This is a genomic window from Paenibacillus sp. D2_2, from assembly GCF_031199965.1.
GTDB lineage: Bacteria > Bacillota > Bacilli > Paenibacillales > Paenibacillaceae > Fontibacillus.
This window is the reverse complement of record NZ_CP133605.1, coordinates 3857618-3884129: the sequence shown is the minus strand read 5'-3', so window position 1 is coordinate 3884129 and position 26512 is coordinate 3857618. Positions and strand designations below refer to the sequence as shown.

At 40.4% G+C, this 26512-nt stretch carries 36 protein-coding genes and 2 pseudogenes; 35 read left to right on the top strand and 3 right to left on the bottom strand.

All coding sequences use genetic code 11. The features are described 5' to 3' along the window. Positions 1-102 precede the first annotated feature (102 nt). Positions 103-734, bottom strand: a pseudogene (gene udk / locus RE628_RS19745) (uridine kinase). 298 nt (positions 735-1032) lie between these two features. On the opposite strand from udk, the gene RE628_RS19740 reads away from it, so the two are divergent. The 25 genes and pseudogenes from RE628_RS19740 (at position 1033) to RE628_RS19620 (ending at position 16467) form a co-directional block, all read left to right on the top strand. Then, complete coding sequence (locus RE628_RS19740; RefSeq protein ID WP_309154639.1) at positions 1033-1419, top strand: VOC family protein; 387 nt, start codon at positions 1033-1035, stop codon at positions 1417-1419. Positions 1420-1608: 189 nt separating this feature from the next. Continuing rightward, complete coding sequence (locus RE628_RS19735) at positions 1609-2679, top strand: polysaccharide deacetylase family protein (protein ID WP_309159510.1); 1071 nt, start codon at positions 1609-1611, stop codon at positions 2677-2679. Between the two features lie 117 nt (positions 2680-2796). After that, positions 2797-3735 (top strand): P-loop NTPase family protein, encoded by a 939-nt coding sequence (locus RE628_RS19730; RefSeq protein ID WP_309154638.1) that lies wholly within the window; start codon positions 2797-2799, stop codon positions 3733-3735. 146 nt (positions 3736-3881) lie between these two features. Then, on the top strand, positions 3882-4136 hold the full coding sequence (locus RE628_RS19725) for a hypothetical protein (protein ID WP_309154637.1): 255 nt from the start codon (positions 3882-3884) through the stop codon (positions 4134-4136). A gap of 152 nt (positions 4137-4288) precedes the next feature. Next, positions 4289-4744: a GNAT family N-acetyltransferase gene (locus RE628_RS19720; RefSeq protein ID WP_309154636.1), complete on the top strand. Its 456-nt coding sequence runs from the start codon at positions 4289-4291 to the stop codon at positions 4742-4744. Between the two features lie 285 nt (positions 4745-5029). Then, the gene (locus RE628_RS19715; RefSeq protein WP_309154635.1) at positions 5030-5677 is read left to right on the top strand and encodes a FusB/FusC family EF-G-binding protein; all 648 of its coding nucleotides are present in this window, start codon (positions 5030-5032) and stop codon (positions 5675-5677) included. 273 nt (positions 5678-5950) lie between these two features. Further along, positions 5951-6097 (top strand): hypothetical protein, encoded by a 147-nt coding sequence (locus RE628_RS19710; RefSeq protein ID WP_309154634.1) that lies wholly within the window; start codon positions 5951-5953, stop codon positions 6095-6097. Positions 6098-6259: 162 nt separating this feature from the next. Further along, positions 6260-6421 carry a hypothetical protein gene (locus RE628_RS19705; RefSeq protein ID WP_309154633.1) on the top strand — a complete coding sequence of 54 codons (162 nt, stop codon included), beginning with the start codon at positions 6260-6262 and terminating at the stop codon, positions 6419-6421. A 396-nt stretch (positions 6422-6817) separates the two neighbouring features. Further along, on the top strand, positions 6818-7042 hold the full coding sequence (locus RE628_RS19700) for a hypothetical protein (RefSeq protein WP_309154632.1): 225 nt from the start codon (positions 6818-6820) through the stop codon (positions 7040-7042). Positions 7043-7071: 29 nt separating this feature from the next. Continuing rightward, positions 7072-7320: a hypothetical protein gene (locus tag RE628_RS19695; protein WP_309154631.1), complete on the top strand. Its 249-nt coding sequence runs from the start codon at positions 7072-7074 to the stop codon at positions 7318-7320. After that, positions 7314-7808: a hypothetical protein gene (locus RE628_RS19690; protein ID WP_309154630.1), complete on the top strand. Its 495-nt coding sequence runs from the start codon at positions 7314-7316 to the stop codon at positions 7806-7808. Before RE628_RS19695 ends, RE628_RS19690 begins: the two co-directional genes overlap by 7 nt. Positions 7809-7822: 14 nt before the next feature. Continuing rightward, positions 7823-8086 carry a helix-turn-helix domain-containing protein gene (locus RE628_RS19685; protein WP_309154629.1) on the top strand — a complete coding sequence of 88 codons (264 nt, stop codon included), beginning with the start codon at positions 7823-7825 and terminating at the stop codon, positions 8084-8086. An 82-nt stretch (positions 8087-8168) separates the two neighbouring features. After that, entirely contained in the window at positions 8169-8537 is a 369-nt protein-coding gene (locus RE628_RS19680) for a DUF4362 domain-containing protein (RefSeq protein WP_309154628.1), read from the top strand. 154 nt (positions 8538-8691) lie between these two features. After that, complete coding sequence (locus RE628_RS19675; RefSeq protein ID WP_309154627.1) at positions 8692-9039, top strand: HXXEE domain-containing protein; 348 nt, start codon at positions 8692-8694, stop codon at positions 9037-9039. A gap of 162 nt (positions 9040-9201) precedes the next feature. After that, positions 9202-9696 (top strand): CHAP domain-containing protein, encoded by a 495-nt coding sequence (locus RE628_RS19670; RefSeq protein ID WP_309154626.1) that lies wholly within the window; start codon positions 9202-9204, stop codon positions 9694-9696. A gap of 380 nt (positions 9697-10076) precedes the next feature. Then, complete coding sequence (locus tag RE628_RS19665; protein ID WP_309154625.1) at positions 10077-10517, top strand: GNAT family N-acetyltransferase; 441 nt, start codon at positions 10077-10079, stop codon at positions 10515-10517. Between the two features lie 49 nt (positions 10518-10566). Further along, entirely contained in the window at positions 10567-11172 is a 606-nt protein-coding gene (locus RE628_RS19660) for a GNAT family N-acetyltransferase (RefSeq protein WP_309154624.1), read from the top strand. Positions 11173-11325: 153 nt separating this feature from the next. After that, positions 11326-11850 carry a phosphotransferase gene (locus RE628_RS19655; protein ID WP_309154623.1) on the top strand — a complete coding sequence of 175 codons (525 nt, stop codon included), beginning with the start codon at positions 11326-11328 and terminating at the stop codon, positions 11848-11850. Beyond that, complete coding sequence (locus RE628_RS19650; RefSeq protein WP_309154622.1) at positions 11811-12242, top strand: phosphotransferase enzyme family protein; 432 nt, start codon at positions 11811-11813, stop codon at positions 12240-12242. Before RE628_RS19655 ends, RE628_RS19650 begins: the two co-directional genes overlap by 40 nt. 118 nt (positions 12243-12360) lie before the next feature. Next, positions 12361-12813 carry an NUDIX hydrolase gene (locus tag RE628_RS19645; RefSeq protein WP_309154621.1) on the top strand — a complete coding sequence of 151 codons (453 nt, stop codon included), beginning with the start codon at positions 12361-12363 and terminating at the stop codon, positions 12811-12813. A gap of 419 nt (positions 12814-13232) precedes the next feature. Beyond that, complete coding sequence (locus tag RE628_RS19640) at positions 13233-13862, top strand: pyridoxamine 5'-phosphate oxidase family protein (RefSeq protein WP_309154620.1); 630 nt, start codon at positions 13233-13235, stop codon at positions 13860-13862. A 34-nt stretch (positions 13863-13896) separates the two neighbouring features. Beyond that, the gene (locus tag RE628_RS19635; protein ID WP_309154619.1) at positions 13897-14292 is read left to right on the top strand and encodes a GNAT family N-acetyltransferase; all 396 of its coding nucleotides are present in this window, start codon (positions 13897-13899) and stop codon (positions 14290-14292) included. Between the two features lie 862 nt (positions 14293-15154). Next, positions 15155-15568: a SecDF P1 head subdomain-containing protein gene (locus tag RE628_RS19630; RefSeq protein ID WP_309154618.1), complete on the top strand. Its 414-nt coding sequence runs from the start codon at positions 15155-15157 to the stop codon at positions 15566-15568. Between the two features lie 101 nt (positions 15569-15669). Further along, a pseudogene (locus RE628_RS19625) lies at positions 15670-16072 on the top strand (RDD family protein). Between the two features lie 47 nt (positions 16073-16119). After that, the gene (locus RE628_RS19620; RefSeq protein WP_309154617.1) at positions 16120-16467 is read left to right on the top strand and encodes a hypothetical protein; all 348 of its coding nucleotides are present in this window, start codon (positions 16120-16122) and stop codon (positions 16465-16467) included. A gap of 9 nt (positions 16468-16476) precedes the next feature. Here RE628_RS19620 and RE628_RS19615 read toward each other — a convergent pair whose 3' ends face one another. Beyond that, on the bottom strand, positions 16477-16887 hold the full coding sequence (locus RE628_RS19615) for a hypothetical protein (protein ID WP_309154616.1): 411 nt from the start codon (positions 16885-16887) through the stop codon (positions 16477-16479). A 67-nt stretch (positions 16888-16954) separates the two neighbouring features. Between RE628_RS19615 and RE628_RS19610 the strand changes: the two genes are divergently transcribed. The 3 genes from RE628_RS19610 to RE628_RS19600 are packed head-to-tail and all read left to right on the top strand — an operon-like array spanning position 16955 to position 18054. Beyond that, positions 16955-17338 (top strand): DUF6508 domain-containing protein, encoded by a 384-nt coding sequence (locus RE628_RS19610; protein ID WP_309154615.1) that lies wholly within the window; start codon positions 16955-16957, stop codon positions 17336-17338. A 27-nt stretch (positions 17339-17365) separates the two neighbouring features. Further along, on the top strand, positions 17366-17857 hold the full coding sequence (locus tag RE628_RS19605; RefSeq protein WP_309154614.1) for a class I SAM-dependent methyltransferase: 492 nt from the start codon (positions 17366-17368) through the stop codon (positions 17855-17857). After that, complete coding sequence (locus RE628_RS19600) at positions 17815-18054, top strand: methyltransferase type 11 (RefSeq protein ID WP_309154613.1); 240 nt, start codon at positions 17815-17817, stop codon at positions 18052-18054. The genes RE628_RS19605 and RE628_RS19600 overlap by 43 nt, the downstream gene beginning before the upstream one ends. A gap of 320 nt (positions 18055-18374) precedes the next feature. Here the strand turns inward: RE628_RS19600 and RE628_RS19595 are convergent, their stop codons facing one another. Then, a complete protein-coding gene (locus tag RE628_RS19595; protein ID WP_309154612.1) occupies positions 18375-19730 on the bottom strand; it encodes a 4-hydroxyphenylacetate 3-hydroxylase N-terminal domain-containing protein in 1356 nt (451 codons plus the stop codon). 212 nt (positions 19731-19942) lie between these two features. Between RE628_RS19595 and RE628_RS19590 the strand changes: the two genes are divergently transcribed. The 7 genes from RE628_RS19590 (at position 19943) to RE628_RS19560 (ending at position 26425) form a co-directional block, all read left to right on the top strand. Further along, positions 19943-20404, top strand: coding sequence for a DUF1097 domain-containing protein (locus RE628_RS19590; protein ID WP_309154611.1), 462 nt, complete (start codon positions 19943-19945; stop codon positions 20402-20404). 160 nt (positions 20405-20564) lie between these two features. Beyond that, positions 20565-21128: a GNAT family N-acetyltransferase gene (locus RE628_RS19585; protein ID WP_309159509.1), complete on the top strand. Its 564-nt coding sequence runs from the start codon at positions 20565-20567 to the stop codon at positions 21126-21128. Between the two features lie 46 nt (positions 21129-21174). Next, a complete protein-coding gene (locus RE628_RS19580) occupies positions 21175-21996 on the top strand; it encodes a GNAT family N-acetyltransferase (protein ID WP_309154610.1) in 822 nt (273 codons plus the stop codon). A 21-nt stretch (positions 21997-22017) separates the two neighbouring features. Continuing rightward, positions 22018-22569 carry a GNAT family N-acetyltransferase gene (locus RE628_RS19575; protein ID WP_309154609.1) on the top strand — a complete coding sequence of 184 codons (552 nt, stop codon included), beginning with the start codon at positions 22018-22020 and terminating at the stop codon, positions 22567-22569. A gap of 487 nt (positions 22570-23056) precedes the next feature. Further along, positions 23057-23557, top strand: coding sequence for a hypothetical protein (locus tag RE628_RS19570; protein WP_309154608.1), 501 nt, complete (start codon positions 23057-23059; stop codon positions 23555-23557). Further along, entirely contained in the window at positions 23548-24798 is a 1251-nt protein-coding gene (locus RE628_RS19565; RefSeq protein ID WP_309154607.1) for a sensor histidine kinase, read from the top strand. Before RE628_RS19570 ends, RE628_RS19565 begins: the two co-directional genes overlap by 10 nt. Beyond that, positions 24776-26425, top strand: coding sequence for a response regulator transcription factor (locus tag RE628_RS19560; RefSeq protein WP_309154606.1), 1650 nt, complete (start codon positions 24776-24778; stop codon positions 26423-26425). Before RE628_RS19565 ends, RE628_RS19560 begins: the two co-directional genes overlap by 23 nt. Positions 26426-26512: the final 87 nt, after the last annotated feature.

The following is a 26512-nucleotide window of genomic DNA, read 5'->3' as shown; positions in this document are numbered from 1 at the left end:
GATTTACTTCAAAATTGTACCATGTGAACTCGTGAAATACAAAATACCCCAGCCAAAGTTAGGAGCTAACTAAGACTGGAGTATGAACTGAAGTCAGGCTATTTAACAACTAAAATTTTCACCACTGTGCAAGTATTTCTCAGTCAATGTGGTTAGCAATTGGATACCGACTTCATTATGTCCGCCCTCGGGAATGATGAGGTCGGCGTATTTTTAGAAGGCTCGATGAAAGCCTCATGCATAGGTTTAACCGTACTTAAATACTGATCATGTACTGACCGAATGGAACGTCCGCGCTCCTCAATATCTCGAACTACACGGCGAAGTATGCGAACATCAGGATCTGTATCAACGAATACTTTAATGTCCAGGATGGCACGAAGATGCTCATCGGATAGGATGTGAAGACCTTCAAGAATAATGATATTGTTAGGCTTCAGTTCTAGCGTTTGTGTCTTAGAACGGGCATGAAGCGTGAAATCATAAACAGGGGCATGGGCTGTCTTGCCCTCCACCAGGTCATGAATATGTTCGATCATGAGTTCATTATCAAAAGCGAAAGGATGATCATAGTTAATCTTCTCACGCTCAGCAAAGCTAAGATGGGGATTATCTTTATAGTAGTTATCTTGGGATATAAAGGTGACTTTGTCTGAACCAAGTCGGTCAATGACGGAATGGGCAACCGTTGTTTTACCTGATCCGGTGCCGCCGGAAATACCAATAATCAGCATGTTTATTCAAAAATCCTCCCTAGTCCTATGAGCTTGTACAATTTTTATATTGTAGCATAGCGGGCTTATTTTTTCACCATGAAACCTGACAATGTACGCCGCAATTTGTAAAGTAATGTAGAAAGCTTAAAAAATTTATCCATAAATTGTTCTTTCTCTTCACCTACCGCCTTGATTCTGGTAATATCTGCTTATCAGCGTTGTTGATTATCATCCCCAATGTTCATTGCAATTGATTGGATCGGCCTAAGAAAAGAGGAATCTAATCTTCAATATCTTATTATTAGGGAGAGATACAATGAAGGTAAAAGATCTAGGCACTATATTTATTCGGGTTAGCAATTTGGACGAGGCATTACCCTTCTATTCTGAAGTGCTTGGTTTACAATTGCGTGATGTTGAGCAATGGGATGATGGTAGAGGAGCAAATTACAAATTTCCAAATCAATCTACATTACTAACATTGATTGAAGTAGGAGAATCACTCGAACCATCAAAGCAACCAAACTTTAATTTGGTTTGTAGTAACATTCTAGAAGCTTATGAAGAATTAAAGAGTAAAGGTATTATTGTGGGATCTTTAAACCAGTGGTCTTCTGACTGGAATGACCATTTCGATTTTGATATTTTTGATCCAGACGGAAATTCAATTAATTTAATTGAATGGACTCCACGGAAATCGTAAGAAAGACATTTATTGATCGGTTACATGAAACTGGCTGCCCTTAGAGGCAGCCTATTTGTATTCGTTTTTTGTAGGCGGGAAATCATATACTTTTGACGGCATAATCTTTACTTTATTAATTAGGAATTTAAGTAAAAAATTGTTAAGATAACAACTGCAAGCGATTACAAGAAAGGAGGAGGTATTATGATGTTCAAAGCCAAGGTAGTAAAAGTTTTAGTGACTTTAGGGCTCTTCAGCACTATGTTCTCCATTCCGATGATGCCTATAGCTAGTGCAGCTGATGCCAGCTGTCCGAATGGTTACGTAGGCCTGACATTCGACGATGGACCTAATCCAAGCAACACGACAAACCTACTCAATGCGCTCAAGCAGGCTGGTTTACGTGCAACGATGTTCAACATGGGGCAAAACGCGCAAAATAACCCGTCTTTGGTGCAGGCTCAAGTAACCGCGGGTATGTGGGTTGGCAATCATTCCTATACACATCCGCACATGACTACATTGAGCAGCTCACAGATGTCATCGGAAATTACGAAGACACAACAAGCGATTCAGTCAGCTACCGGAACCGCTCCGAAGTTGTTCCGTCCACCGTACGGTGAGACGAACGCTACCTTGAAATCGATCGAGCAGCAAAATGGTCTAACTGAAGTGCTGTGGAATGTTGATTCCCAGGACTGGAACGGTGCCTCTACCGCTCAAATCGTATCTGCTGTGGGCACAATGCAGAACGGGGACGTGATCTTGATGCATGACCAGTATCAGACGACGCTCCAAGCGATTCCACAGATCGCGCAGAACCTGAAGAATCGCGGACTATGTTCTGGTATGATCTCGACGTCAACTGGCCGGGCAGTCGCACCTGACGGCGGCGGTTCAACTACCCCTCCAACCAATGCAACGAGAGTGGAAGCTGAGAGCATGACGAAGAGCGGTCAATACACCGGGAACATCAGCTCACCATTCAATGGAGTTGCTCTATATGCCAATGGTGATTCAGTCAAGTACACGCAAAACTTTACGACTGGAACCCACAATTTTACACTCCGCGGCGCTTCTAATAATTCCAACACGGCCAAGGTTGATCTGAGAATAGGCGGTCAGACGAAAGGGACCTTCTCCTTTAGCGGGACCACTCCTACGGTTTATACTCTCAACAATATCAGCAACGGGACTGGTAACCAGCAAATTGAGCTTATCGTAACAGCTGATAACGGGACATGGGATGTCTATATTGATTATTTGGAGATTAACTAGGATTCGCCATGCTCGGTGATATATAATTAGAGAAAGCTTAGTCCATGAATACCCAGCCTAAGATAAGAGCGATCTAAGGCTGGGTGTTTTATTTTAATAGATCAGGAGAGGTCATTAATGAAATTAATCATTGTTGAAGGAATACCCGGTTCAGGGAAATCCACAACCGCGAGGTTTATAGCTTTGCAGCTCGAAAGGAATGGGTTAAAGGCCAAGCTATTTCATGAGTCCACTTTTCAACATCCGATTTTAATAGAAAATGATATTAACCATCCAGATACTTGGAGAAATACATATTTTCAAAATTGGAATCATTTTCTGGAAGAACAAATGGATTCGGACTCCATATTCGTTATGGAATCTGTCTTGTTCCAAAGTCCAATTATTCATCTACTCCATATGGATGTTAGCCAGAACGAGATAGTTCAATTTATTAACCAGTTATATGGTGTACTTACAAAAGTGAATTGTAATTTGATCTATCTCTATCAGGAAGATCCCCTTATTGGAATAAACCGAATGATGGCTGCAAGAGGTGGGGAGACTTGGCTTGAAAATACGTATGAGAAATATAAGCACGAGCCTTACTACATAAATCGCGGCCAGGCCGGTAAAGAGTTGCATCTTCATTTTTTGCAAGAATACTCATCAATAGGTCATACAGCATTTGCCAATCATAGATTGGATTCCTTACAGATTGATAATACGAATTGGGATTGGTCGTTATATCACAAAAGGGTGTTGAATTTTCTGAATATATCATATTTCCCTGATCCAACGGTTACACCATCTGAGTTAGAGAAGTTTGTAGGGGTGTTTCAAAATGAGGAAATGGGGTTGAAGATTCAAATTGAGTTACAGGATCATGAATTGGTGATATTCGGAGATCAACGCTTGAAGCCAAAAGAGTCCAATCAATTTTACTTAGATAACATCAGTATGACTTTGGAATACATAGCCGACAGTCGAGGTGAGTTCTCATCGTTATTAATCAAAGAGAAGGATCTAGTTGGTAACCGTAAAGATGAAGGTACAAGATTTGCAAAATTACAATAGCTCCACATGGGATAGTTTATCCATAGTTGTTCTTTCCCTTCGTTTTTTATCCCGAAATTGGTAGTGTTTTGATTAGGCATCGTGCAGAGCTAATTTGATTAAGAAGACTCACTTCCAAATATAAAATGAATTGAGAGGTGAAGATCATGAAACAGTATAGATTAGAACAGGCAGATCCAAATGTATTTGCAGTCCATCAAGTGATCTACTCTAACTCCGATATTGAGATGTGGTATGACTGGAATACTCGCATAGAGGACACGAAGTTTACTGATCAATGTTATTGGATCATGTATGACGATGATCGTATTGGAGGAGTTGTAAAGATAAATGATACTGTAATGTTCCCTTTTATTACTCCCCATTTTCTGATCGACAAGAGATGTGGAGGGGATTACTGAAATGCTGCCAGGATATATGTAATATCAACGGAGTTCTGCAAAATGATGTTAATATACTGCAGTCATTTGGTTATAAAGTGAATGTAACAAGGCAGGTCATGTGTTGCCCGACGGGTGGAGGTAAAAAGCCGGAGCTTCCAGGTGGACTGTCTTTGTACTTATTAGATGATTCTTTAGATATGACTAGAGTTAAAGATGTTATGAAGGAAGGATACCGTGGAGGAGTTGACTTCGAGCTATATGGTGTTCCTAATGATGAGAAGATCATGGAAGATCTAGCGTACCTTATGCAGGTTTACAGGCATAGAAATCTTTCTATTTATGTTGTAAATGAGCAGGACCAAGACATTGTTGGACTTTGTATAGCTGGTATTAGCGAAAATATGCCACTGGGATTTGCTGAGATAGGTGAATTGTGTGTAATTCCTAAATATAGGAACAAAGGGATTGCTGAGTTCATGTTAAATTACATCAAAGAGTCAGCCAGTGCTTATACAGAGGTTGTGAAATTATGTGTCACTGTAGGAAATAATGCAGAAGTACTTTATAAGAAAGTAGGCTTTCAAGCAGGGCCTAGATTTGCAAGAATGACAAAAAGATCAATGTAGTGTAACTCATAACAAAAAAAGACGGTTTTTAATCCGGTATGAATTGCTCTAAGCGGAAGTTACTGATATACTTTGCGTATAATTTGTGATTGGGGGTTATTCCAGTGGCAATGCTGAATTGCTCGTTAGCTAGGAAGGCCTCATGCAAAGCCTGATTCAGGGCGATACTTTGCGTGGGGTGCGATGATATGAATTTGATTTGATCGCCCAAACTTAACTTTATCGTTTCTAATAACAGGCTTTGCACCTTATTATTTTTCAATTTAAATAAGGGGCTGAAGAGCTATGAGTACACCATTTATTAGAAACCATCAATATAACGTTATAATGAAACAAGCGGAATTCCTTCAGAAAACACTGCAAACGGTCGCGGATCGGAGAGTCTTGGAAACCGTAAGGTACAGTGCTGTCACGAACATTGTTGAAGCATTTCCTTTACTGACAGATGCTCAGAAGCAGATGCTGGAACAAATATCTACCTTAGACTCGGCTAGTGACTTCCAGAGATACCTTAGCTCATTGGAACCTTACCTGGAGCCTTTTCCGCAGATTACGCTGAAGCAGATTCAGAAGCTATTCCCTAAGAATAAGAAGTTGAAATTACCCGATCTGAACGCTACCGACTTTCGATATTTAACATATCTGAGCTGGGTAGATATTGCCACGAACAAGTTATACATTGTATATCCGTTCGAAGGAAGGTTTATCGGTATCGAGGGAAGAATTACTCCGATTCACAAGAAAGGCTACTGCCTGTTCTGTAATAGGCATCAGGAGCTTGCATTTTTCTCGGTTAAGACGAAGCCTGCTAACTCTTCACCGGATAATCTTTCGTTCATGGGACATTATGTTTGTCTGGAGAATCAAGGATGTAATCACCGTATTACAAATACAGGGCCATTGGAGAAGTTCATTCTCTCGGTCAGTAAATAACACATTAATCGATGTAAGGCTGCCTTTAAGGCAGCCTTTTTTGAATTGATTTTACGGATGTGGCTAAGCTTTACTTTCATGGATAGCGTCCAGGAGCGCCAATAACAAGAGAAGAAACGGCGCAACTATGCGCTGTGGGTCAGCCTGGAGGTCAGGGATATAACTTGTAGTACAAGTATCTAAAAAATAGACTTTTTCATAGGTAAAATGTCCAATTTGTTTACCAAAAATTGAATAGGATGGTGTGTACTCAAAATACAAGGAGGTAAGCACATGGGATGTGAAGGTCTAGGCGGTGTAGAAGGTGTAGGCGGTGTAGGTGTAGGTTATAGCTGTGGCGGTGGATTATGGACTTCAACTGCAGCTATTTTGGTTCTGTTCATTTTGCTTGTTATCATTACTAGAGCCTTTGTTTTTTAATTAATCACTCTAATATCAGCTCAACTTCCCAATAGTTGGGGTTACACACCAATATGTCAATCCCGCCATGAAATATGAAAGAAAAGCCCACTAACCTTAATTGGTTGGTGGGCTTTTCTCATTAGTTAGCAGTCCAGTCCCCATTGTGATTGTATAGATTACATGACGCAAAACCAGCCGAGTTCCAAAGGCTATCAAGTGCTGGCTTTAGGATTTGATAATCGAAATCTTCTGGAAAAGCTTCAAGAACAATATCTGGAATGTCGTATCGTCGCGAAATTAAACTCGCTATTGCTCAAGGAGATTATCGATGGATCTGGATGACTGATATTTTGTCTGCAGAATAAACGTGAAAACTGCATAGATAAAGGGTTTCATGTTTTTAAAACGAAGTTAATATACATAAATAGTATATGGAGGGAAGAATTACACCGATTCACAAGAAAAGCTACTGCCTATTCTGCAATAGGCAATGGGCTGCCTTTAGAGGCAGCCTATTTTTATTGTATTGACTAAAATTGTTATATGGAATTATTTGTGTTTAACGCTTGACAAAGTAAAAAGAATAACTTATATAGTAAGTAGTAAGCGATAAGTAGTAAGTAGTAAGTAGTAAGCGATAAGTAGTAAGTAGTAAGTAGTAAGTAAATTTCAACTGATTCCTCATACAAAATAAACATCAAACTGCTTTTAGAAAATGATGATTGGAGGAGGATTTCGATGACAGATCTAAAATTGGTACAAAGTTTTTCAATGATAGCTTTAAATGGGCAGAGAAGTCTTGAGATGACAACTGCGAAGAAGGTGGCTCTTCGTTGCATAGCAGCGGCGGTTATTTTAGAGGTCTACTTAGACAGTGGTTTTACACAAGCTAATAATAAATTAGTTCTGAAAAAGATGTGCTTGAGCAGTCTCATACCACGCTCTATCGGGAAATTATATTAAAATCCTTAGCCCATAAAAATGCTGAAATAATGGGCGATCTGAACTGGTGGCTTAAAAAGGCTTCTAACCTATCTGACAAAATATTGAAAAAGCTTGAACACGCAATTTCGGATTCTCTAAAAGAAGCGAACTTACTCGAAGAAATCCCCCATATTTTAGGGTGTGATTTGTATTTTGATTCCGCAGGCGTTAATATCAAGGAATATCGTAGCCAGATTCAAGGATTTTTAAGAATTACAGAGAGTATTGGGCAGAGTTTCTGGAGGATGGCTTGGTAACAGATGAGATAATCTGTTTAATTTGGCTGCTTCGTGAAAGCGGATGTATGCATGATTTTTTCTCGCGGAGTGAATTGGATAAAATAAGTGCTGAAATGTATAAATTATATCAAAATGCTCCACTAGCCAAAGTATTATATACAATCGAAATCCATAGTGGAATCGAATTAGCAATAAAAAAATTCCTTCGCATGAAAAAAGGAGTAGTAAAGACACAGGTGGGCATCGGTATGAATTTTCTTTTTCCAATCCTTGAACGCTCACAGTCTGTTTTCATCGACACAGAGGAGATGTTTTCTAATTCGACAAAAAGGTTACACGATGTAAGGGACCGTTTAGAGGCTAAGGGCCATACTGTTACGGTGTTACAGGATGGGCAGACTCCGACAATTAAAGTAGATAATATTATATACGAAGCGATTCCGTATGCTACTTATGGGAGAGTGCCAATTCATGGTGTGCGTTTACGCCCAAAACCCTTATTCTAAAGGAGTCAGGTATCATGTCCAGACAACGTTCCATGGAGACTATATTGACCTCTGAGTTCGTATCTATAGGTGAATTAGTGCGGCTTACGGATTCTCGTTATAGTACGTTGAAATTCTACACTGAAGAGGGCATGCTGCCTTTCGAACAGGCGGAAGAAAATTTGACACGAAGATATAAAAGGGAAGATACCGTAGCTCTTATTCTAATGATTAAAGAACTGAAATCAAACGGATTGTCGATCCCACAAATTAAAGAGGCTCTCAACATGGATGAATAATCATGTATAATTATGGAAGACGCTCAAACAACAAACGACCCAGCCTAAGATAAGAGCTATCTAAGGCTGGGTCGTTTTGTGTGTGGATTTCATTGGGGGGAATAAGAATGAAGAAAATATATGTGCTTGTTACTTTATCTGTATTGCTATTGCTGGTGTCTTGCAATTCTGCCCTAATAATAAACCGATAGATTCGTTACACTCTAAATTGTCCTTTGAAAAGGCTCAAAGACAGGGTTATGTTGTTGTAGGGCCTCCTGGGTTAGCTAATATGGATAAATTAGAGAAGTTCTATGAGGATTATTTGAATAAGACTAGCAGCAGTGTTGCGTTAGCTCGTTACACTGACGAGGGCGATCCCATATTTGTGGATCTTGAGTTTAATGGAGAAGAGATTCTATATACTTATGATAACTCTTGGGACGGATTCGGGGACAGGATAAAGGAGTAAAGAAAACAACTTGTGCGCAGATTGGTAAACGCAGCGGACCTCGGGGAGAGCGCAACGGAACGGAATACTACCTAACCTCTTGCAAAGATGACATTGGCTACAGCGACCCAGATCTGAAAGAGTATTTTCTATTGTTCATTGAAAGGTGATGAAGATGACAATACAAACACTTGTATGGTTATTTATTGTTGTATTTTTGCTACATGATCTAGAAGAAATCATATTTGTTGAATCTTTTATTAAGAAAAATAGAAATCAAGTGATCGGCCAGGTTCCTATAAGAATTAGCAAACGGTTAGATAAGATGTTTAATATTACTAGCGGTCAATTTGCCCTTGCCGTTTTATTAGAGTTTATTGTTTTTATTCCGTTTGTTTTTATTGCCGCAGAGCGAGGTAAGTTCTTTATATTCCTATCCTTCAACACTTTGTTTTTCCTTCACGTATTTACGCATGTTGGAACAATCATTATATTTAAAAATGTATACACCCGGAGTGGTTAGTGCCATACTTCTCGTTCTGCCTTATTCAGTATATTTATTTATAACATTGACCATGGAAAATTTGGTTACGTGGAGAGAAATCCTAATTAGCATTCCAATAGGGCTCCTCATCATACCTATCGTGTTGCTCGGTCATGAACTTGGAAGGAGAATTGTTAAACTATGAACAGAAGAGAGCTTCTGGCGCAAATCGCCGAGGAATTAGCTTCTAAACCTTTGATAGGAAATGAACATAAATATGGTCCGGATTTGGTGCCGATCCTTAGATATTTTCCAAGAGATAACGCAAATATTGGTTTCGACTGGTGTGCTGCATTTGTATACCATTGTTGCACAGAGGCAGGTGTGAGATTACCTGTGCGATACCCTGAGCCAGTCTCACGTAATTTTGCCTGGGTAGAAGCCTGGTTAGAATGGGGACAATTACATGGGTTCTATCACCATGTTAGCGATTCGTCATTCATCCCAGATCAAGGGGATCTTGTAATATTCGATAACATTTTAGGAAATGGCCCCAATGATCATATTGGAGTTGTGTTAAGAATAGAGCAGGATAAAATCATAACGGCAGAAGGAAACTTTTATAATAAATCAGGAGTTTTTCAAAGGGAACGAGAACGAATAAATGGATACATAAGAATCGACGATACGTATTAATTGATATAGTAACAACGCTTCAGCTTAAGATTAGAGTGATCTAGGGTTGGGGGAGTGAATTATATAACCCTAGAGTACTTATTGTTTTGGAAGGAGAGATCGAATTGCTGCTTTATATCATTTTTTCCATCGCATTAATTTTTTCATTAATTGCTAGCTTTCAACACAAGGATGGCGAATATATGAATGGTGTCCTTATTACTGTAATGATGTATTCCATCTTCTTTATTGTAATTTGGATTAAGAATAATCTGAATTATTCTGGAAGTAGGGCGCCAGTTACAATATTACTTATTATCGCTTTGGTTTCTTTACTTATTTATCAATTTCGCCAAACTGATACTAAATGGAAATAAGTTAGATAAGGTGGGACGCATCCATTGACCAATAATACTATAAGGCTAGCAACTTTTGATGACTGTTCTTCGTTAATTGAATTAAATTACAAATTTAATGGTGTAGAACGATCCCTTGTAGAAGTGAAGCAAAGTCTTCTGAACACCAATGAGATCATTGCACTAGCTATTTGTAACGATCGAGCGGTAGGCTTTGGCTGTGCTCAATACTACAATTCTTTTTGTTACCCGGAACCCCATGGAGAAATAACGGAACTATATGTTGTTGAAGAAGAGCGAGGAAAAGGCTGGGGATCGAAAATAATTAACTTGTTAGAAGAAAGTTTGCTCCAAATCAGCGTTAAGGAAATTAAGATATTAACCGGCCATGACAATATAACAGCTCAAAAAACTTATCGAAAAGCGAATTATTCATTAACTGATGAAGTTATGTATGAGAAGACAATTGAAGATATTATCGAGTAAGTCTATTGAGAATTCTCTTTAGATTCTTATTAGATAAGGAGACGCGGAAATGATAACCCAAGAAGAAATGGTACATATCGTGCAGACCCAGCTTGCAATTGATCTGAACTGCACAGTCGAGGATTTAAATGCTGAACAAGACAGTATTGTTTTTGTGGACGCTAAGGAGAATCCGGGACGTAGACCATACCCGAGAAAAGAGCGCTATTTTGAGATATTGTCTATGGGGAAATCCATTGTAGTATCGGCGACACCAGAACGACTGGCGATTGCTAAAGCGCATATGCAAGGAAAAGATAGAGATACGATCTTCTCCTTACCGTTTATTAGAGGACTATATCTGCATTTTCTCCCTGATTTTCAAAAAATGAAGCGAATGTTACCTCCAGCCGATTTTTCATATGAAGTGGTAGAGAAGGATGAGATTGCTAAATTATTAGGAATTGAAGGGTTTGACAACGCTATCATTTCTGAAATGAATCATCCTTACCAGACTGTGCTCGGTGTACTTGCTAAGCACAACGATAAAATGGTTGCCATGGCCGGTGCAGGGAATGTGTGTGCGAAGATTTGGCAAATGGGTGTAGATGTTCTTCCTGAGTACCGTAATTCAGGGCTGGCAGCTTATTTATATAGTAAACAGCTTAACCTATGAACTATTAAATCGTGGCTGCGTGCCACTCTATGATGTAATCTCAAGCAATATCGCCTCACAACGAGTGGCATATCGTGCTGGATATTATCCGGCGTTTGTAACGGATTGGCGATGTAATTTTAAAGATTTTGAGACACTCTGAAAGGAAATGACATGGACAAAATATTTCAATTAGATTCTGATGAATCGATTCAAGAGACAATTGTACAGACAAAGAGGCTGGCTCTGTCGGCATTTCAAAATTATGATCTAGATTGGACTCAAATACGGTTTAACCAACTATCTGACACAGCTACTTTCGTAATAGAGACAAGTAACGATGGAACATTTCTTCTCCGCATTCATTCTGAAATGAAAAAAGAAGCGATAGATTCTGAACTCGCTTGGTTAGAAGCTCTGAACGATAGACTGGATACTCCTGTTCCAATAGGGGTTCTAGACCGTAATGGCTCAAGAAGCGTTACGATTGATCAGGGAACTGGTCACAATGCTCATGTATCATTGATGCGTTGGGTAGAGGGTGAACATAAGAGCGGTGGACTTACCGAGGACGAAATCATTAAAGAAGGAATACTTTTGGCAAAGTTACATTCTGTAGCGCAAAATTTCGAATTACCTTCAGGTTTTGAACGTCCTGAATGGGGGAGCAAAGCTTTATACAAGCAACGACAAGGTTAGCTGAACACTATCATCGTTTTCTGACGGATGCAGAATATAAACTGTATCGATCTGCAATCGAGAAGGTTTTATGCTGGCTTAATACATTACAAAATAATGGAAATAATTACGGGCTGATTCATGGAGATCTGCACCAAGGCAACATTATATTTCATAATGGCGATCCCCACCCAATTGATTTTGGAAGATGTGGTTTTGGGTATTTTCTTTATGATGTAGCACATACGATTTTAGGGCTTTATCCTGTGCAAAGAGAGTTAGTCATTAAGGGGTATCAGAGCATTAGGAAGTTGGAAGAGGATTGGCTACCAGCATTAGAAAATTTTGCGGTAATGGTTATGATCGATAATTATTGTCATCATGCCCCCATCCAAGAGAAACCGAGGGTTTGAAAGAAGAGCAACCCTATGCTCAGGCCATATTAAGAAACTATTTAAATGGAGCTCCATTTCTATTTAATCCAATTGAGGTTTAATGAAAAGACGGACAATGAACGTATGAGGTAACCATATGAAAGAATACATTAGAGAAATGAGAAAGTTAGTAGGGACTCGTCCCATCATCATGTGCGGTTCGAGCGTTATTATTAATAATCCGGATGGAGAAGTTTTGATGCTTCATAGGACGGATAATGACAGCTGGTGTTTTCCAGGAGGGGCAGTTGAACTAGGTGAGAAGGTTGAGGAGACAGCTGCAAGAGAAGTATTTGAAGAAACTGGACTCATTGTAGATAGCTTAAATTTATTTGGTGTCTTTTCTGGTGAAGAACTGTACTATAAATATCCAAATGGAGATGAAGTGTACAACGTAGATATAGTTTACACGAGTGACTCCTATAAGGGTGAAGAAAAACTGAATGATGAAGGAAAGGACATCAGGTTCTTTCGAATAGATGAGCTGCCTGAGAAGATCAGTCCTCCTGTACGACCTATCGTTGAGGAATTAAGAAACAGAAGAGGTTAAGGGTGGGGATTCATATTTTCAAAGTACGACATATTAAGTTACTTGGTTATTTAGCAAGTTTGGTGTCAATCATACTTTGGATTCTTTTAGTTTGGGAAGATCCATACTTTGAAGGGATGAATAAAGCTGATCCAACCACTTCGTTCGTGATGTTTGTGCTTCCTGCGTGTTTATTTTCAATCGGCCTATTTCAATCAAGAATTCTAGTTATGTTAATTTCGTTCATATGGAGTATTCCGTACGGTATATTTATGAGCTATGGTGATGGAGTGTATTCGACTTATAGGATTGTATGCCTGGTGTATTTTATTTGCATTATTTTATTGAGGGTAAAGAAATTCAAGTACTGGTGAGATAAAATAGCTCCGAATTAAGGGATTCATAACAGATGCTGTAAAAAGAAGAATAGAGGTGCTCGTATGCAGATGCCTTTTAAAGAAATCGTGTCTTCAGAAGCAGAGATTAGAGATCTCTTGGGTTATCCGAGTGAAATCGTCAAGAAGAAAGCCATACAATACTTAGATGCTCATTGTCGAAATTTTATCTCCATGTCCCCATTATTATTTATATCCACTGCGGATGATCAAGGGCTTTGTGATGTGTCTCCACGAGGAGATGTTCCTGGATCGGTTCTTGTCTTAGATGAGAAGTACTTAGTGATCCCAGAGAGACCAGGTAATCGTAGAAATGATTCATTAAGAAATATTTTGTTAAATCCAAGGATCGGTATGATATTTATTATCCCCGGACTAGAAGAGACGCTTAGGATCAATGGGAAAGCTTTTGTAATCAAGGATCAAGACATTCTAGAACAGATGAAATCTAGAGATAAACAGCCCCTATTAGGGATTGGAGTAGAAGTCGAGGAATGCTTCATTCATTGCGCTAAAGCCTTTAAACGATCTAAGGTATGGGATACCCAGTCATGGGCGGATAACGACGCTTTGCCGTCGGTTTCAGCTATTTTAAAGGATCATGTGAATTCAATTGAATTTACAGAAGACGTAATCAGGAAAGGGTTGGAGGAAAGTTACGAGAAGAGATTATAATAATAATAATTTTTTACACTGAAGGAGCAATAATATGATCATTTTCTCAGATAAAAAAGAACAAAATGCACGCGATGTTGCAGAAGTTTTCAGGAACTCCGGGATTATAAGACCTTATGAAGAGGTGGAGAGAATCCAGAGAATGATCGATAATACAGATATTATAATTACCGCCTGGGATGATGATAAGATGGTTGGGGTAGCCAGAGCTATAACTGACTATTCGTATTCCTGTTACTTATCTGATCTGGCGGTGGACCAAAGATATCAAAATCACGGAATTGGAAAAGAATTAGTACAACGTGTCCATACAAAAATTGGAGATGAATGTTCATTAATACTACTTGCCGCACCAACAGCTGTTGATTACTATCCTAAATTAGGATTTGAAAAAGCAGATAAAGCGTTTTTGATGACAAGGAAGAAGTAAGTGACGTGATGTGTTTAAGGTGGGAGAACCTAATTGATAAAACGAAAATTATTGATATTGTTTGTAATAGCAATTTTAATAATGGGGATTATTGGATTTTACAACTACCCACACAAGATACATAAGATTATTGCACACACAGATCATATAGAAAAAATAGATGTAAATTATATTTCCGAAGGAAAGACAATAAGATATTCACTTAATTTTGACTCTCAGAACACGATTAATATACTCGACTCTACCTCATACACTCGATGAAGGCATCAATATGGAGTGAGAGGATCCAAATGAGTAATAGCATCAAATAAGTGGCTCGAGGAGGTCAGGCCCTCATACGAGAGGGGAGTAAATGATGAAAGCATGTTTTAAGCATGTTGATAAAGAACATGAAAAGAGTTGTCCATTTTGCAATAAAGATTATTGTGTAAATTGTTTGCTCTTAGTGGGGAAGAGAAAAACTGTAATTTGTGAGGATTGTTATAATCATTTTATTAATAAAATCAAGAGATCTACTATCAGAAGATATTTTTATTAGAAAGTTCGAATGGAGTAATATTCTTTATTGTTGGATTTGTTGTGCTTCTTTCAACAGTTGTAAATATCGCTCGACTGATACAATACAAAAATTGGGAGATAACCGAACAGTATTCTAGAGTAGTAAAATAAAGAACATTAAGTAAGTCAGGAAGAACTCGAAAACCCAGTTAGAATATGTAATGAAACTTTGGAGATATGAATATGAAAATGATTCAAGCTCACATAACATACAACCCAGCCTAGATAACAGCTATCAATGGTTGGGTTGTTTATTAAACATTGGTTGAAGTGATTGTATTTAACTATAGAAAGGGGATAAAGGATGAAATTCAGAATAACAGTTATTTTCTCTCTATTTCTAAGTATTTGCGTCATAGCTGGATGCAATATTATAGATTTACCTGAAAAAAAAGTAGAGCAAGAAAAAACAAAGGTAACCTTCGAAGATAAGGATAGGAACGTATTAGCTACTGGAGCCGATCTTGACATGATATCAGTGGCTTTTTCAGAAGATGAACAAGTTCTGATTACTGGACGATTTAAAGAAGCAAAAAAATTCGAAGAAATCACTCGGAAATTATTAGGCAAAGAACTATCAATCTATTGTGATGAAGACTTAATAACTTCACCTATCGTTTCTGCTGTGCTTACGACAGGCGAGTTTACCATTAAACAGGAGTTTACCCTGAAGGAAGCTAATGAATTGGTCTACAGAATGAGAATGAGTATGGAATAAAGGCGGAAATGACCCATGTTTTAAAATCCAGAAACAAATAAGGAGCTGTTACATATTCTTAGAATAATAATGAATTTGGCAATTAAGGAAGGAGAAGGGTTATGGAGACAGCAGGCTTTTGGATTAGACTCGGAGCCGCGATAATAGACTCAATCATCATTGGACTTCTTGCTGCAATTATTTCTTATAATTTTATAGGTGATACAGGCGATGATAATGTAAGAAGTACATTGAACTTCTTGTACTCGCTGCTAGTGCCTATATTTTGGGAGGATATACGATTGGAAAGCGCCTATGTGGAATCAAAATAAGAAAAGTCTATGATAATTCTCCACCCGGACTTGGAACCATGTTGTTACGTAATGTTATTGGGGGATTGTGTATGCTCTGACGCTTGGTATTGGTCTGATTATCAGTGCATTCATGGTGGGGTTAAGGGAAGATCGAAGAGCGATACATGACTTTATTGCCGGAACAGAAGTTGTATATAACAAAAACTCATGAATAATGAAGTGAAGACCAATGATGATCAGAGAGGAGGAGGATCTTCTATGTTCAGTCAAAAGAACAATATAACTGCTGGATTGATATGGCTCGCTGCTTGCTTTGTTGTCGTAATACTTGGCAGCAACCACTTGTATGAATACTCATTTATGGATAGCATGCTGGAGTTCGTTGGAATTGGAAGTTGGAGCACGAGCGGGAAGCTTAGTTGGCATATATCAGCCTTCATTACGCTTCCCCTGTTATTGTTGTGCTTCATACAATCAGTACGTTACTTGAAGATCAGATATCCCAATATCGCCGTAACTTTATTTATTGGTACTTTTGTATTGATTGGAATTTATCCTAAAATAACAGAACAAATTGTTAGTTTCAGTGAATTTTTAATTAGGTAGCTACATGTGTTATTTTAAATGATTCTGCAATAGACATTGCTTATTTTTACCGTTTAACACAACCACGATATTTTTACTCACAGAATTGAAGAAAATTAAGGCCCTAGGCGGTTTTCCATCCTCAAGGAAGAGATAAACTTCTTTAACTAAGTTGGTATAGACCGGAGAAGATAATTTCACGGGATGTTTATATTTAATATGTAGAATTTGGCCAGAACGAGGGTCTACTGAGAAGCCACCATATATTTTTGGTGAAGTATCCAGACAGGCTAGAATTGATTTCTCCAGCTCATCGGTTAATTTAATTTGTCTAATCACCTTCTCCTGCTTCACATCAAAGACTTGAATGAACGTAGGATCCGTGAATTGGACATTAAGGTGCAATATCCATAATACGATAGTTATTATTTTTAGAATCACTTAGGATCACCTCAAAGGTATATTCCCAAGTAGCCAAGATCAATCAATATGTAAAGAGGAATCGCTCATGACAAAAGAAATGATTACAGACCAAGAGATCAAAAAGTTGCTTAGCTATCTTGAATTTTTCCAGGATTCCAGCAGTACTTTCTTTACCGAGGTGAATGGATATTACCTGGAGAGTGAAGATGTCCGCAGGTTTCGTAAATTGCTAAATGATACTGGATTTCTATTGGTGTACGATTGGAAGAAGTGGCTTCATGACAATGAAGTCTATACAAATATAAACTATAATATCCAAGAACAGATCCGGAATGCCGATTTAGAAACGCTTAGGAAATTAATGACGAGTTACATTCGCGGGGATAGGTTTAACGAAGGATTGTTTATTTCTGCGATTGTAAATGGACATATCACAAATATATTATTAAGACTAAAGGAATTAGTATAGAAGCACATTGAAAAGAGTGATATTATCATGGCCACGCATGAGGAAATCTATCGCAATCAGACAGATACATATGAATTTATGATTAGTAGACAACCTGATTTAGCCGAAAATATTAAGGAAATCAGGCCTTTTCAAAACTTGGATATCCTTGATTTAGGTGCAGGCTCAGGCAGATTATCAAGCGTTATTGCTGAGGAAGCAAAATCACTGATATGCACGGATATTTCCTCAGCAATGCTGGAACTTTTAGAACATAAATTAATGCAGCAAGGTATTAATCGTAATTGGACCACGATTGTAGCTGATCATCGAGAACTCCCGATTGCCGATAGATCAATTGATTTGGCGGTATCAGGCTGGAGTATCTGTTATTTAACAGGTTCTGAGAATAATCATTGGGAAGATAATCTACAGCAGATTATTTCAGAGCTTTATCGGGTGTTGAGGAAGGGGGAACGATTATCATTTTTGAGACAATGGGGACGGGAACGGAAACACCTAACCCACCTGAGTTTCTAACGGAGTATTATAGAGCACTTGAAGAGGATTTTGGATTCCAGCATAAATGGATCCGGATGGATTATCATTTTAGAGATGTTGAGGAAGCGAGACAAAGCACTGAATTCTTCTTTGGTAAGGAGTTAACGAAGGAAATTAAAGACAATCATTGGTCCACGGTTCCAGAATGTGCGGGGATATGGTGGAAGCACTTATAGAGGTTGTTTAAAAAGCCCCCCTTTGATCACGAAGTAACACTGAGTGCTTATTCGACATCGAATCTTGAATTCAGCCGGGCCTTCCGGTGCTCACGTACCAACTACGTACGCTCCGCTCCTCAGTCCCTAGCTTCATCCAACCTTCTCGGTGCTGAAAGTCTGACTTTTTAAACACGCAATTATAGGATTCACCAATTTAAAGGCCTAACTCATTTAGAGTCAGGCCTTATTACTTTGTAAAAAATCAGCAACTATGCTCTTGTAGTCATCTGGATTAGGGAAGCAGTTGTATAACCGGGAGGAGATAATTTTTCGACTGCCTAGGAAGAAGAGTTCATACTGGTTCTGTCTCCCCCAAAAGCCCCAGCTCCTAGCTCCCATGCTAGCCTGAACAAAGCGACTCGTTCTTCAGCAGTCGTGAATATTCCTTTTAAGTAGTTCTCCATATAAGGCTTAATATCTGATTCAAAATTAGCTCCCGACGGACTCATAATTAAGCTGCTGGAGCTCATCATTTGAATCATATTTGTGATCTCTCTATGGAAGTCAGGGAATTGCAGACAAGCAGCGAGAAGAGGACTGGTCGCCGGCGTAAAGTACCCCATATGATTTGTAGCTCCCTCTGTCTCAGAAGCTAGTCTTAAAGCTTTGAGATTCTCAAGAAACATCATGATTCGGGATATTTGATCGATTGTGGACATTTCCACTGAGGCATTTTGTTCTTCCGCCAGGCTTTGGATAAGACCTAGGAAAAATTCCATTTTAGCTATATATCTGGAGACGACTTGGTGCCCTGCATAGGCAAGAAAGTTGCCTTCTGTAAATAAACGATTGGCCATATCCTCATTTCCATAGTAGAACACACGGTTGTGCGGAATAAGCACCTTGTCGAAAATGACCATGGTATCCATCTCATCAAATCGGGAGCTGAGCGGGTAATCGAAGGAGGAGTTGTGGGCATAACTATCACGGCAAATAAATGTCATCCCGTCAAGATCATTCGGTACGGCGAATGCAATGGCTGTTGGATTTATATCCTCTGAGAACGTTACATTAGGTGTAGGGAGGACTAGAATTTCTTCACATGTTGCGCCTTGGGTAGCCATCACAAATGCACCGCTAACTATCAGACCGGCGTTAGTTATTTCAACTACCTTGCAAGCAATTGTTGTTTCAACAGAATCGGCTTCCGCTGACCATTTGCTTGCAAATGGCTGGACAAAAGCATGAGATAAGGTGATGTCATTGTCACGACAATAATCATAATAGCTTCTTAAATTATTTGCGTACTTAGGGTTATCCTCTTCAAGAATCGCGGCAGCTGTATATAACGACATAAGGACAGTATTCATATAATCAGGTGAGCGGCCGAGAAACCCGTGATGTCTCTTTGACCACAGATCGATCATCTGTCCACGTCGCAGCAAGTCCTCTTTATTCATAGGAGGCAGAAAAGATAAGCCAACCGGATCGCCGGTGAGTGGAGATTTATAAGTCATCAGATGAGCATATTGTTCATCACACTGCATATCGTATAGATCCGCTTGGGTGTGTATCAGTCCACGAAATGCAGGGTGTTCGGATAACAGACCGGTGACACGTTGGCCATTATACCACAGGTTAATTTTCTGATGATCGATCCGCTCGATATACTCTTTACCGTTTTTTATTGGCAAGAAATACACACCCTCTCGACACATAACAAGTGTAGTAGTTAATTATCACTTATCATATGCGGACTATTTGATAGAAGTGATTTGTCCCAAGGTCATGAGCATGGATGACTTTGGGACTGTTTTCGTATAGTTGGGGTGCGATTTGCGAACGCTAATGCCGTAAGGTGAATGATTGATTATGAATTATAGCTGCATTTGTTGGAGGATATCGCATGTCATCATGGATTATCATTGGAATTGTGACAGGCATCTTGTCAGGCATTTGGGCGATGCTTAGTCTGAATATTGGTTTAGTTACATTTGCTGGATTTCTGGGCTGGTCATCGTTTTTTGCTGCAGGCGGTGGTACAAAAGGTTTAAAGTCTGCGTTGATTACTAACTTCACGGGTGTGATCTGGGGATTTCTTATGGTACAGATGTCAAATTTCTTTGCCGTATTTTTAGGTGAAACCATAGGGCTTGGGCTCTCGGTAGCGATTGGCGCATGTGGCATGAGCATGCAATCTCGTTTTAAATGGCTTGGGTTCATTCCGGGTGCATTTATTGGAGCGAACACTTATTTTGCGACCGGCTTAAATTTTGGCGGCAGCGTTGCAGCGATGATTGTAGGGGGATTGTTTGGGTATGTCAATGAGAAGAGCGTCAATTGGGCAGCACACAGAAAAGTGAGCTAAGCGATAAGGGAGTGCTGCTTCACCGATATTATAGAAAAGAAGGAAGAGCATCTAAGTTTATCGAATAGTTAAATAAATGAAACACACAGGATCCGGCCCAAGATATAGAAATCTTAAGCCGGATCTTCTTGTATATGCAGGGACGTGAGAGTAGGGTTCAATAATCTGGGAGGGGATCATAATTAGAACTTTACCGACCATTGAATTAGAAAGAACAATATTACGGCCTTTTAGTCTAGATGACGCTGAAATTGTTCAAGAATTAGCAGGCGATAAATATATTGCTGAAATGACTTTGTATATCCCTCATCCTTATGAGGAAGGTATGGCTGAAGCTTGGATAAGGACACATGGCATTAATTTTAAAGAAAATCGATCGCTTGAATTAGCTATTGAGCATAAAGAAGATAAATATTTAATCGGTGCAATAAGTATAGGATTAAATAAGAAGTTTAATCATGGAGAACTTGCCTATTGGATTGGAAAAAAGTATAAGAATAACGGATACTGCACTGAAGCGGCAAAAGGGATGGTACAATATGCCTTCGAAGAATTGAAGATAAATCGTATCTTCGCAAGGCATCTTGGCAAGAACCCGGCATCGGGGAAAGTGATGAGTAAACTAGGAATGAAATACGAAGGGACCTTAAGGCAGCATGCAATAAAATGGGGCAAGTATGAAGACCTCGTGTATTATGGGCTATTAAAGGATGAGTATCATTGAATTAAATTCTAACTACTTTAAATATAATTCAAGAGGTGAGGTATCCATGAATAGAACTCAGCCTTTAACAGAAAATCAAGGTATTTTGATAGAGCGATCAGAGATTGATTATATGGTAGATAGAATGTGGGCGATCAAGGAGAGACCAGGAAATCCGGAAGGGGTAGATATGAAGTCATTTGGTAACGCAGTGGCTTTCTACAGCAGAACGATGCCCTGGCCCACATTCAACACGGTAAAAGGATTGAGTTCGGACGATATCGATTCCATAGATGCGATTCTGGACTTTTATAAGTCGAGAGAGCGTAAGCCGCAGTTTGAAATTGTCCCCTCAAGGGTGAATTCGGAAATGTTGAGGAAACTGGCTGAACGAGGGTTCTATCAATCTGGCTTCCACATGTCGATGTACTATTCCATGGAGCAGTTGCCACCTGATTGGCGTGATACCGGCATTGATATCAAGGGAATTTCCAAGGAAGAGTTCATGATGTATGCCTTAATCCATTGCCGGAGCACTGGACTTCCGGATGACGGCATTCCGTATGTCGCTGAGAACAACCAAGTGCTACACGGCAGACCAGGTTGGAGATTCTTTATGGCTATGATTGATAGAAATCCAGCGGCGGTTGGGGTTATGTACATGAACCACACCGTTGCCTCATTGACTTTTGCCGGGACGCTCCCAGCGTATAGGAACAGAGGCTGCCATCAAGCTCTCATTCGTAGAAGAATCTACGAGGCCGCCAAGAACGGGTGTAATACCGTGGTCAGTCAAGCCGGTTATCTGACACAAAGCCATCGAAATATGGAGCAAGTGGGAATGAAGATCGGTTACATTAGAACGACATGGACGGAATTGGAGCGTTAACTGAAGAGTGGAGGACTGTTTGTGCAGCAAGTAGAGATAAGAAGACCAAATCTTGAAGATTATCAGGAGTTACACCATTTCTTCCGCTCAGTGATTACGGATACTTTTGCAAAAGAGAATTTGGCTGATTTAGTTGAGGATATTGAACAGGAAATTATGACTAAAGAAAGATATCTTAAGTTGGATTACGAAAGCCTAGGAGTAGACAGATATTTTTTACTTGCAGTGATGAATGAACAAATTATTGGAACTATTGAATACGGACCTTCTAGCAGCTTGATTCATGAGCTCACTCAAGACTCATTAAAAAATATGGTTGAGATAGGCACGGTTTTCGTACATCCTAAATATCAACAGCGAGGTATTGGAAGTCTACTCTTTACTCATTTGCTTATCTCTTTAAGGAATAAGGGGATAGTAGAGTTTTGCCTGGATAGCGGGTACAGCCATGCTCAGAAGTATTGGATAAAAAAATTGGGAGAACCCGATTATTGGTTTGAGAATTATTGGGGTGAAGGAAACGACCATATGATTTGGAGACGACAGACAAATGAGATTCTTGAAAGTGAATAGTATCTCAATGTCATAATAAGACAGAGGCGATCTCACAAGGAGATCGCCTCTGTTTTATTTAAGACCAGCGGGCTTCTTTTTATTTTTTGCTGCATCTGTGATTTCTTTTTTAACCGTATGGACATTTGTTCCGTTCAATTTATCCATCGGCCCAATTGATTACGTGCTTCTACCTTGCCGTCCGTAATCTTCCAGACGGGATGAAGATTGGTTATATTAGTACGACATGGACTGAAATGACTTAGCTTTGCTAGAGCATTTACAATCGCAATAAAGGAATACGAATAATACGAATACAGCCCGCTAGGTCAGGGATGTTCTCTCGGATTTGGCAGCCGGGACTGATTTTTATGTTTTATCAGATGACAAACTCCAATATAAAGTCAAGGATATCAAGATCGGACTACACCGGTACAAGCGGCAGGATGTTATAATAACATTTTGAAATCGCATACAATACAGCTGCTGAAGGGAGTCATCATAAGTTATGAAGAAATTTTCTATCCCCTGGACTAACTCCACTTACCTGCGTTTTTTACTCCTGTTTATTTCGGTATTGCTTCCTATATATGTGATAGGCTTGCTCATTTACAATTGGGGCATCGATGCGGTGGAAGAGCAGGTCTACCAATCGGTAGATTCCCAAATGACATATCATTTGGAGCGGTTATCATCTGACGTGGATCAGATGAGAGCTCTGATGCTGGATAGCTTGAACGATGATAACCTCAACTATTTAGCTACAATTTCGCCGGTCATGACGACGTATGAGCGGCAAAGAGCGATTACCCGGCTGCAGCAAAGGCTGAATGCGGTCAAGAGCAGTAACGAGCTGATATCCGATGTAGTTGCCTATTTACCGCAAAAAAACATGAAAGTCTCCGGAGTGAGCGGATATGACCAACTTGAGGCAGAGGAACTTGATGAACTCGAGAGCAAAGTCCGCTTTACGTCCTCTCCGGAACGGATGGGGATCAATTGCAGCTAAGGGCTTCCTTTCCCAATTCAACACAGCGTGAACCGTTGTTTATTCTGGAGCTGTCGATTTCGATAGAGCGTCTTGGGGAGGGATTATCTTACCTGACCCGTTATGAACAAGGAGAACAAGTCGTTCTGAGGAGCATAAGAAATCATGATGTGATCGCTGCATCAGACCCGCAGCAGGGTATTCCGGACTGGATTCCGCCGGATCTAGCTGGACGAGCCTTTGTCGATGATGGAGGGAATCAACGATTTGTTATTTATAAGGGATCGACTGAACTTGGTATGGAATTGATTCGTTATTTAGACAGTGAATTATTCTTCGGACTGGTTCGCACTTATCGGAGTTGGTTCTGGTTTTTCTCTCTAGTCACGATGCTGTTTGCCGTCACCTTCTCCATATTCATGTATCGGTTTATGCATCGTCCACTTGTAACTTTGATTCGGTCGTTCCGCAAGCTGCAGGAAGGAGACTTCAAGGTAAGAATTTATCGGAAGAAGAAAGATGATTTTACCTATTTGTATGAATATTTCAATACAACGGTAGAGCAGTTGAACTCATTAATCGATCAGGTATATCGGCAAAAAATATTGGTGCAGCGTGCTGAGCTAAAGCAGCTCCAAGCCCAGATTAATCCTCACTTTCTCTATAACAGCTTCTTCATGCTGCACCGGATGATCAAGCTGGAGGATGAAAATGCAATAACATTTTCCAAGAAGCTCGGTCAATTCTTTCAATATATTACCCGCAACACTTCCGATGAAATTCTGCTTATCCGCGAGGTAGAGCATACCCGCAATTATGCGGAAATTCAGGAAATGAGGCTTGGCAGCAGACTCTCGATCGAAATGGGGGAGCCGCCGGAAGCTCTCAAGCTGTTGTATGTTCCACGGCTGATTCTTCAGCCGCTGCTGGAGAACGCCATTGAGCATGGTCTGAAGCAAAAGGAGAGGGGCGGATTTATTTCTATGACATTTGGAGAAAACGAAGCCTATTGGATCATCGAGATTTCCGATAATGGAGAAGGCATGGACGATCAGCGTCTTCAGCAGCTGAACCAGCGATTGGGGGACGTGTCGCACGATGATTATGAAATTACGGGGCTGATTAACATACATCGCAGATTGAACATCAAATTTGGCCCGGGCAGCGGCATTACCGTTGCCCTCGGCAGTGATGGCGGTCTAAGTGTACAAATTCGTTTAGCCAAGGAGGTGGCAACGGATGTATCGAATCTTGATCGTTGACGACGAGCTTCATGTGGTGGAATGGATCTATGAGCTGCTTGGCGAACTGGCCGAAATCGAGCTTGATATATACAAGGCAAATACAGTAACGGAAGCACTGAATTGGCTTCATCGCAGTCGGATGGACATCGTCATCTCCGATATCGCTATGCCGGGTATGAACGGGCTGGAGCTTCATACCCGGATCCGCAGGCTATGGCCGGCGTGTAAAGTCATTTTCTTGACCGGATATACCGATTTCGAGTATGCCTACCATGCTGTCAAGGAAGAGGCAGCTGGCTACATTCTGAAGACGGAGGATGACGATGTGATTCTGGAGACCGTCCGCCGGGTGGTTAATGGAATAGAGGAGTCATTGCATCGGCAGTACCTGTTGCAGCAGGCTGAGAATAAGCTGGAATCGGCCGCAGCTGTGCTGAGAATGGATTACCTACTGGCCCTGCTGCGAGGGGAGCCTAGTGAAGAGCAGCAGCGCCGGGAGAATTTCGCCGAGCTCGATATTTCTCTTGAGCCTGTCAGTCCCGTATGGCTTTTCATTACCCGGTTTGACGGTGCATTCAGCAGTAGCGTCTCCATCAAACCTCAATTGATTTCAGTGCTCGAGCAAATGACAGGTGAGGTAATCTCGGCCCGCTGGAATTGCTATGTTGCTATCAATACGCTGGACGGTATAATCTGGCTTTTGCAGGGCGACAGGCTGCCAGCTGATGGTGGACTTGAACCCCGTAAATATTTACAGGAGAGCCTGGAACGAATTCAGGGAGATTTCTACACCAGGCTGGACATATCGCTGTCTATGATCGTAGGCGACTGCCCGGTCGATTGGGAGAACATTGCATCCAAGCAGGCGGAGCTGGGGCAGCGGCTGACGCATGCGATGATCTATAGGCAGAGGCTGCTGCTAACTGAAGGAGGCCAGAAGCGGGAGCAATTGTCGCCCTCCGCCTTGAAGGTTGACCGCAGTAAGATCGAGCTGCTACGCATCCATTTAGACAAGGGCCAGACTGAGGCATTTATTGAAGTGCTGCAGGAACTGCAGCTTGTCATACACGACCATCCCTTTCTACCGCAGGATGGAGTTTGCCTAGAGGTGTTCTTCGGCATTTCGACGCCTCTGCTTGCTTACATTAATCGTTGGCAGGTCTGCTCCATGATTGAAGATTCGCTGCTCACCGAACGGTTGACGAAGCCGGAACTATTCGCGAGCTGGGAAGAAGTATTCCATTTTTTAAGCAGCACTGCTAAAGAAATGTTCCGCCTGCTTGGGGAATGGCATGATCGGGAAGAGTCAAATATCATTCGTTATGTAAAGGAATATATGCAGTCCCATCTTCATACAGGGGTATCTCTAATTGAACTGGCGGACAAGGTATACTTCAATCCTTCTTATCTGTCACGCTTGTTCAAGGAAACGACAGGCATGAGCATTACAGATTATCTTGCTCAGTTAAGATTGGAACGCGCCATTGCCATGCTGGGAGAGAACTGTAAAATCAGCGAGATTGCCGCAGCGGTAGGCATCGAATCACCGGCCTATTTCTCTCGCTTCTTCCGCAAAATGACGAATCGGACGCCGCAGGAATACCGGGAACTGCTTTTACTTGGACAAGGACAGGACAAAGAATAGGATTTGAAATTCGTGAGGACGAAATTCTTAAGTGTATAAGACTTATATCTGTTGTTGAGAGGTCATGAGAAGTCAACAATGTAAAGA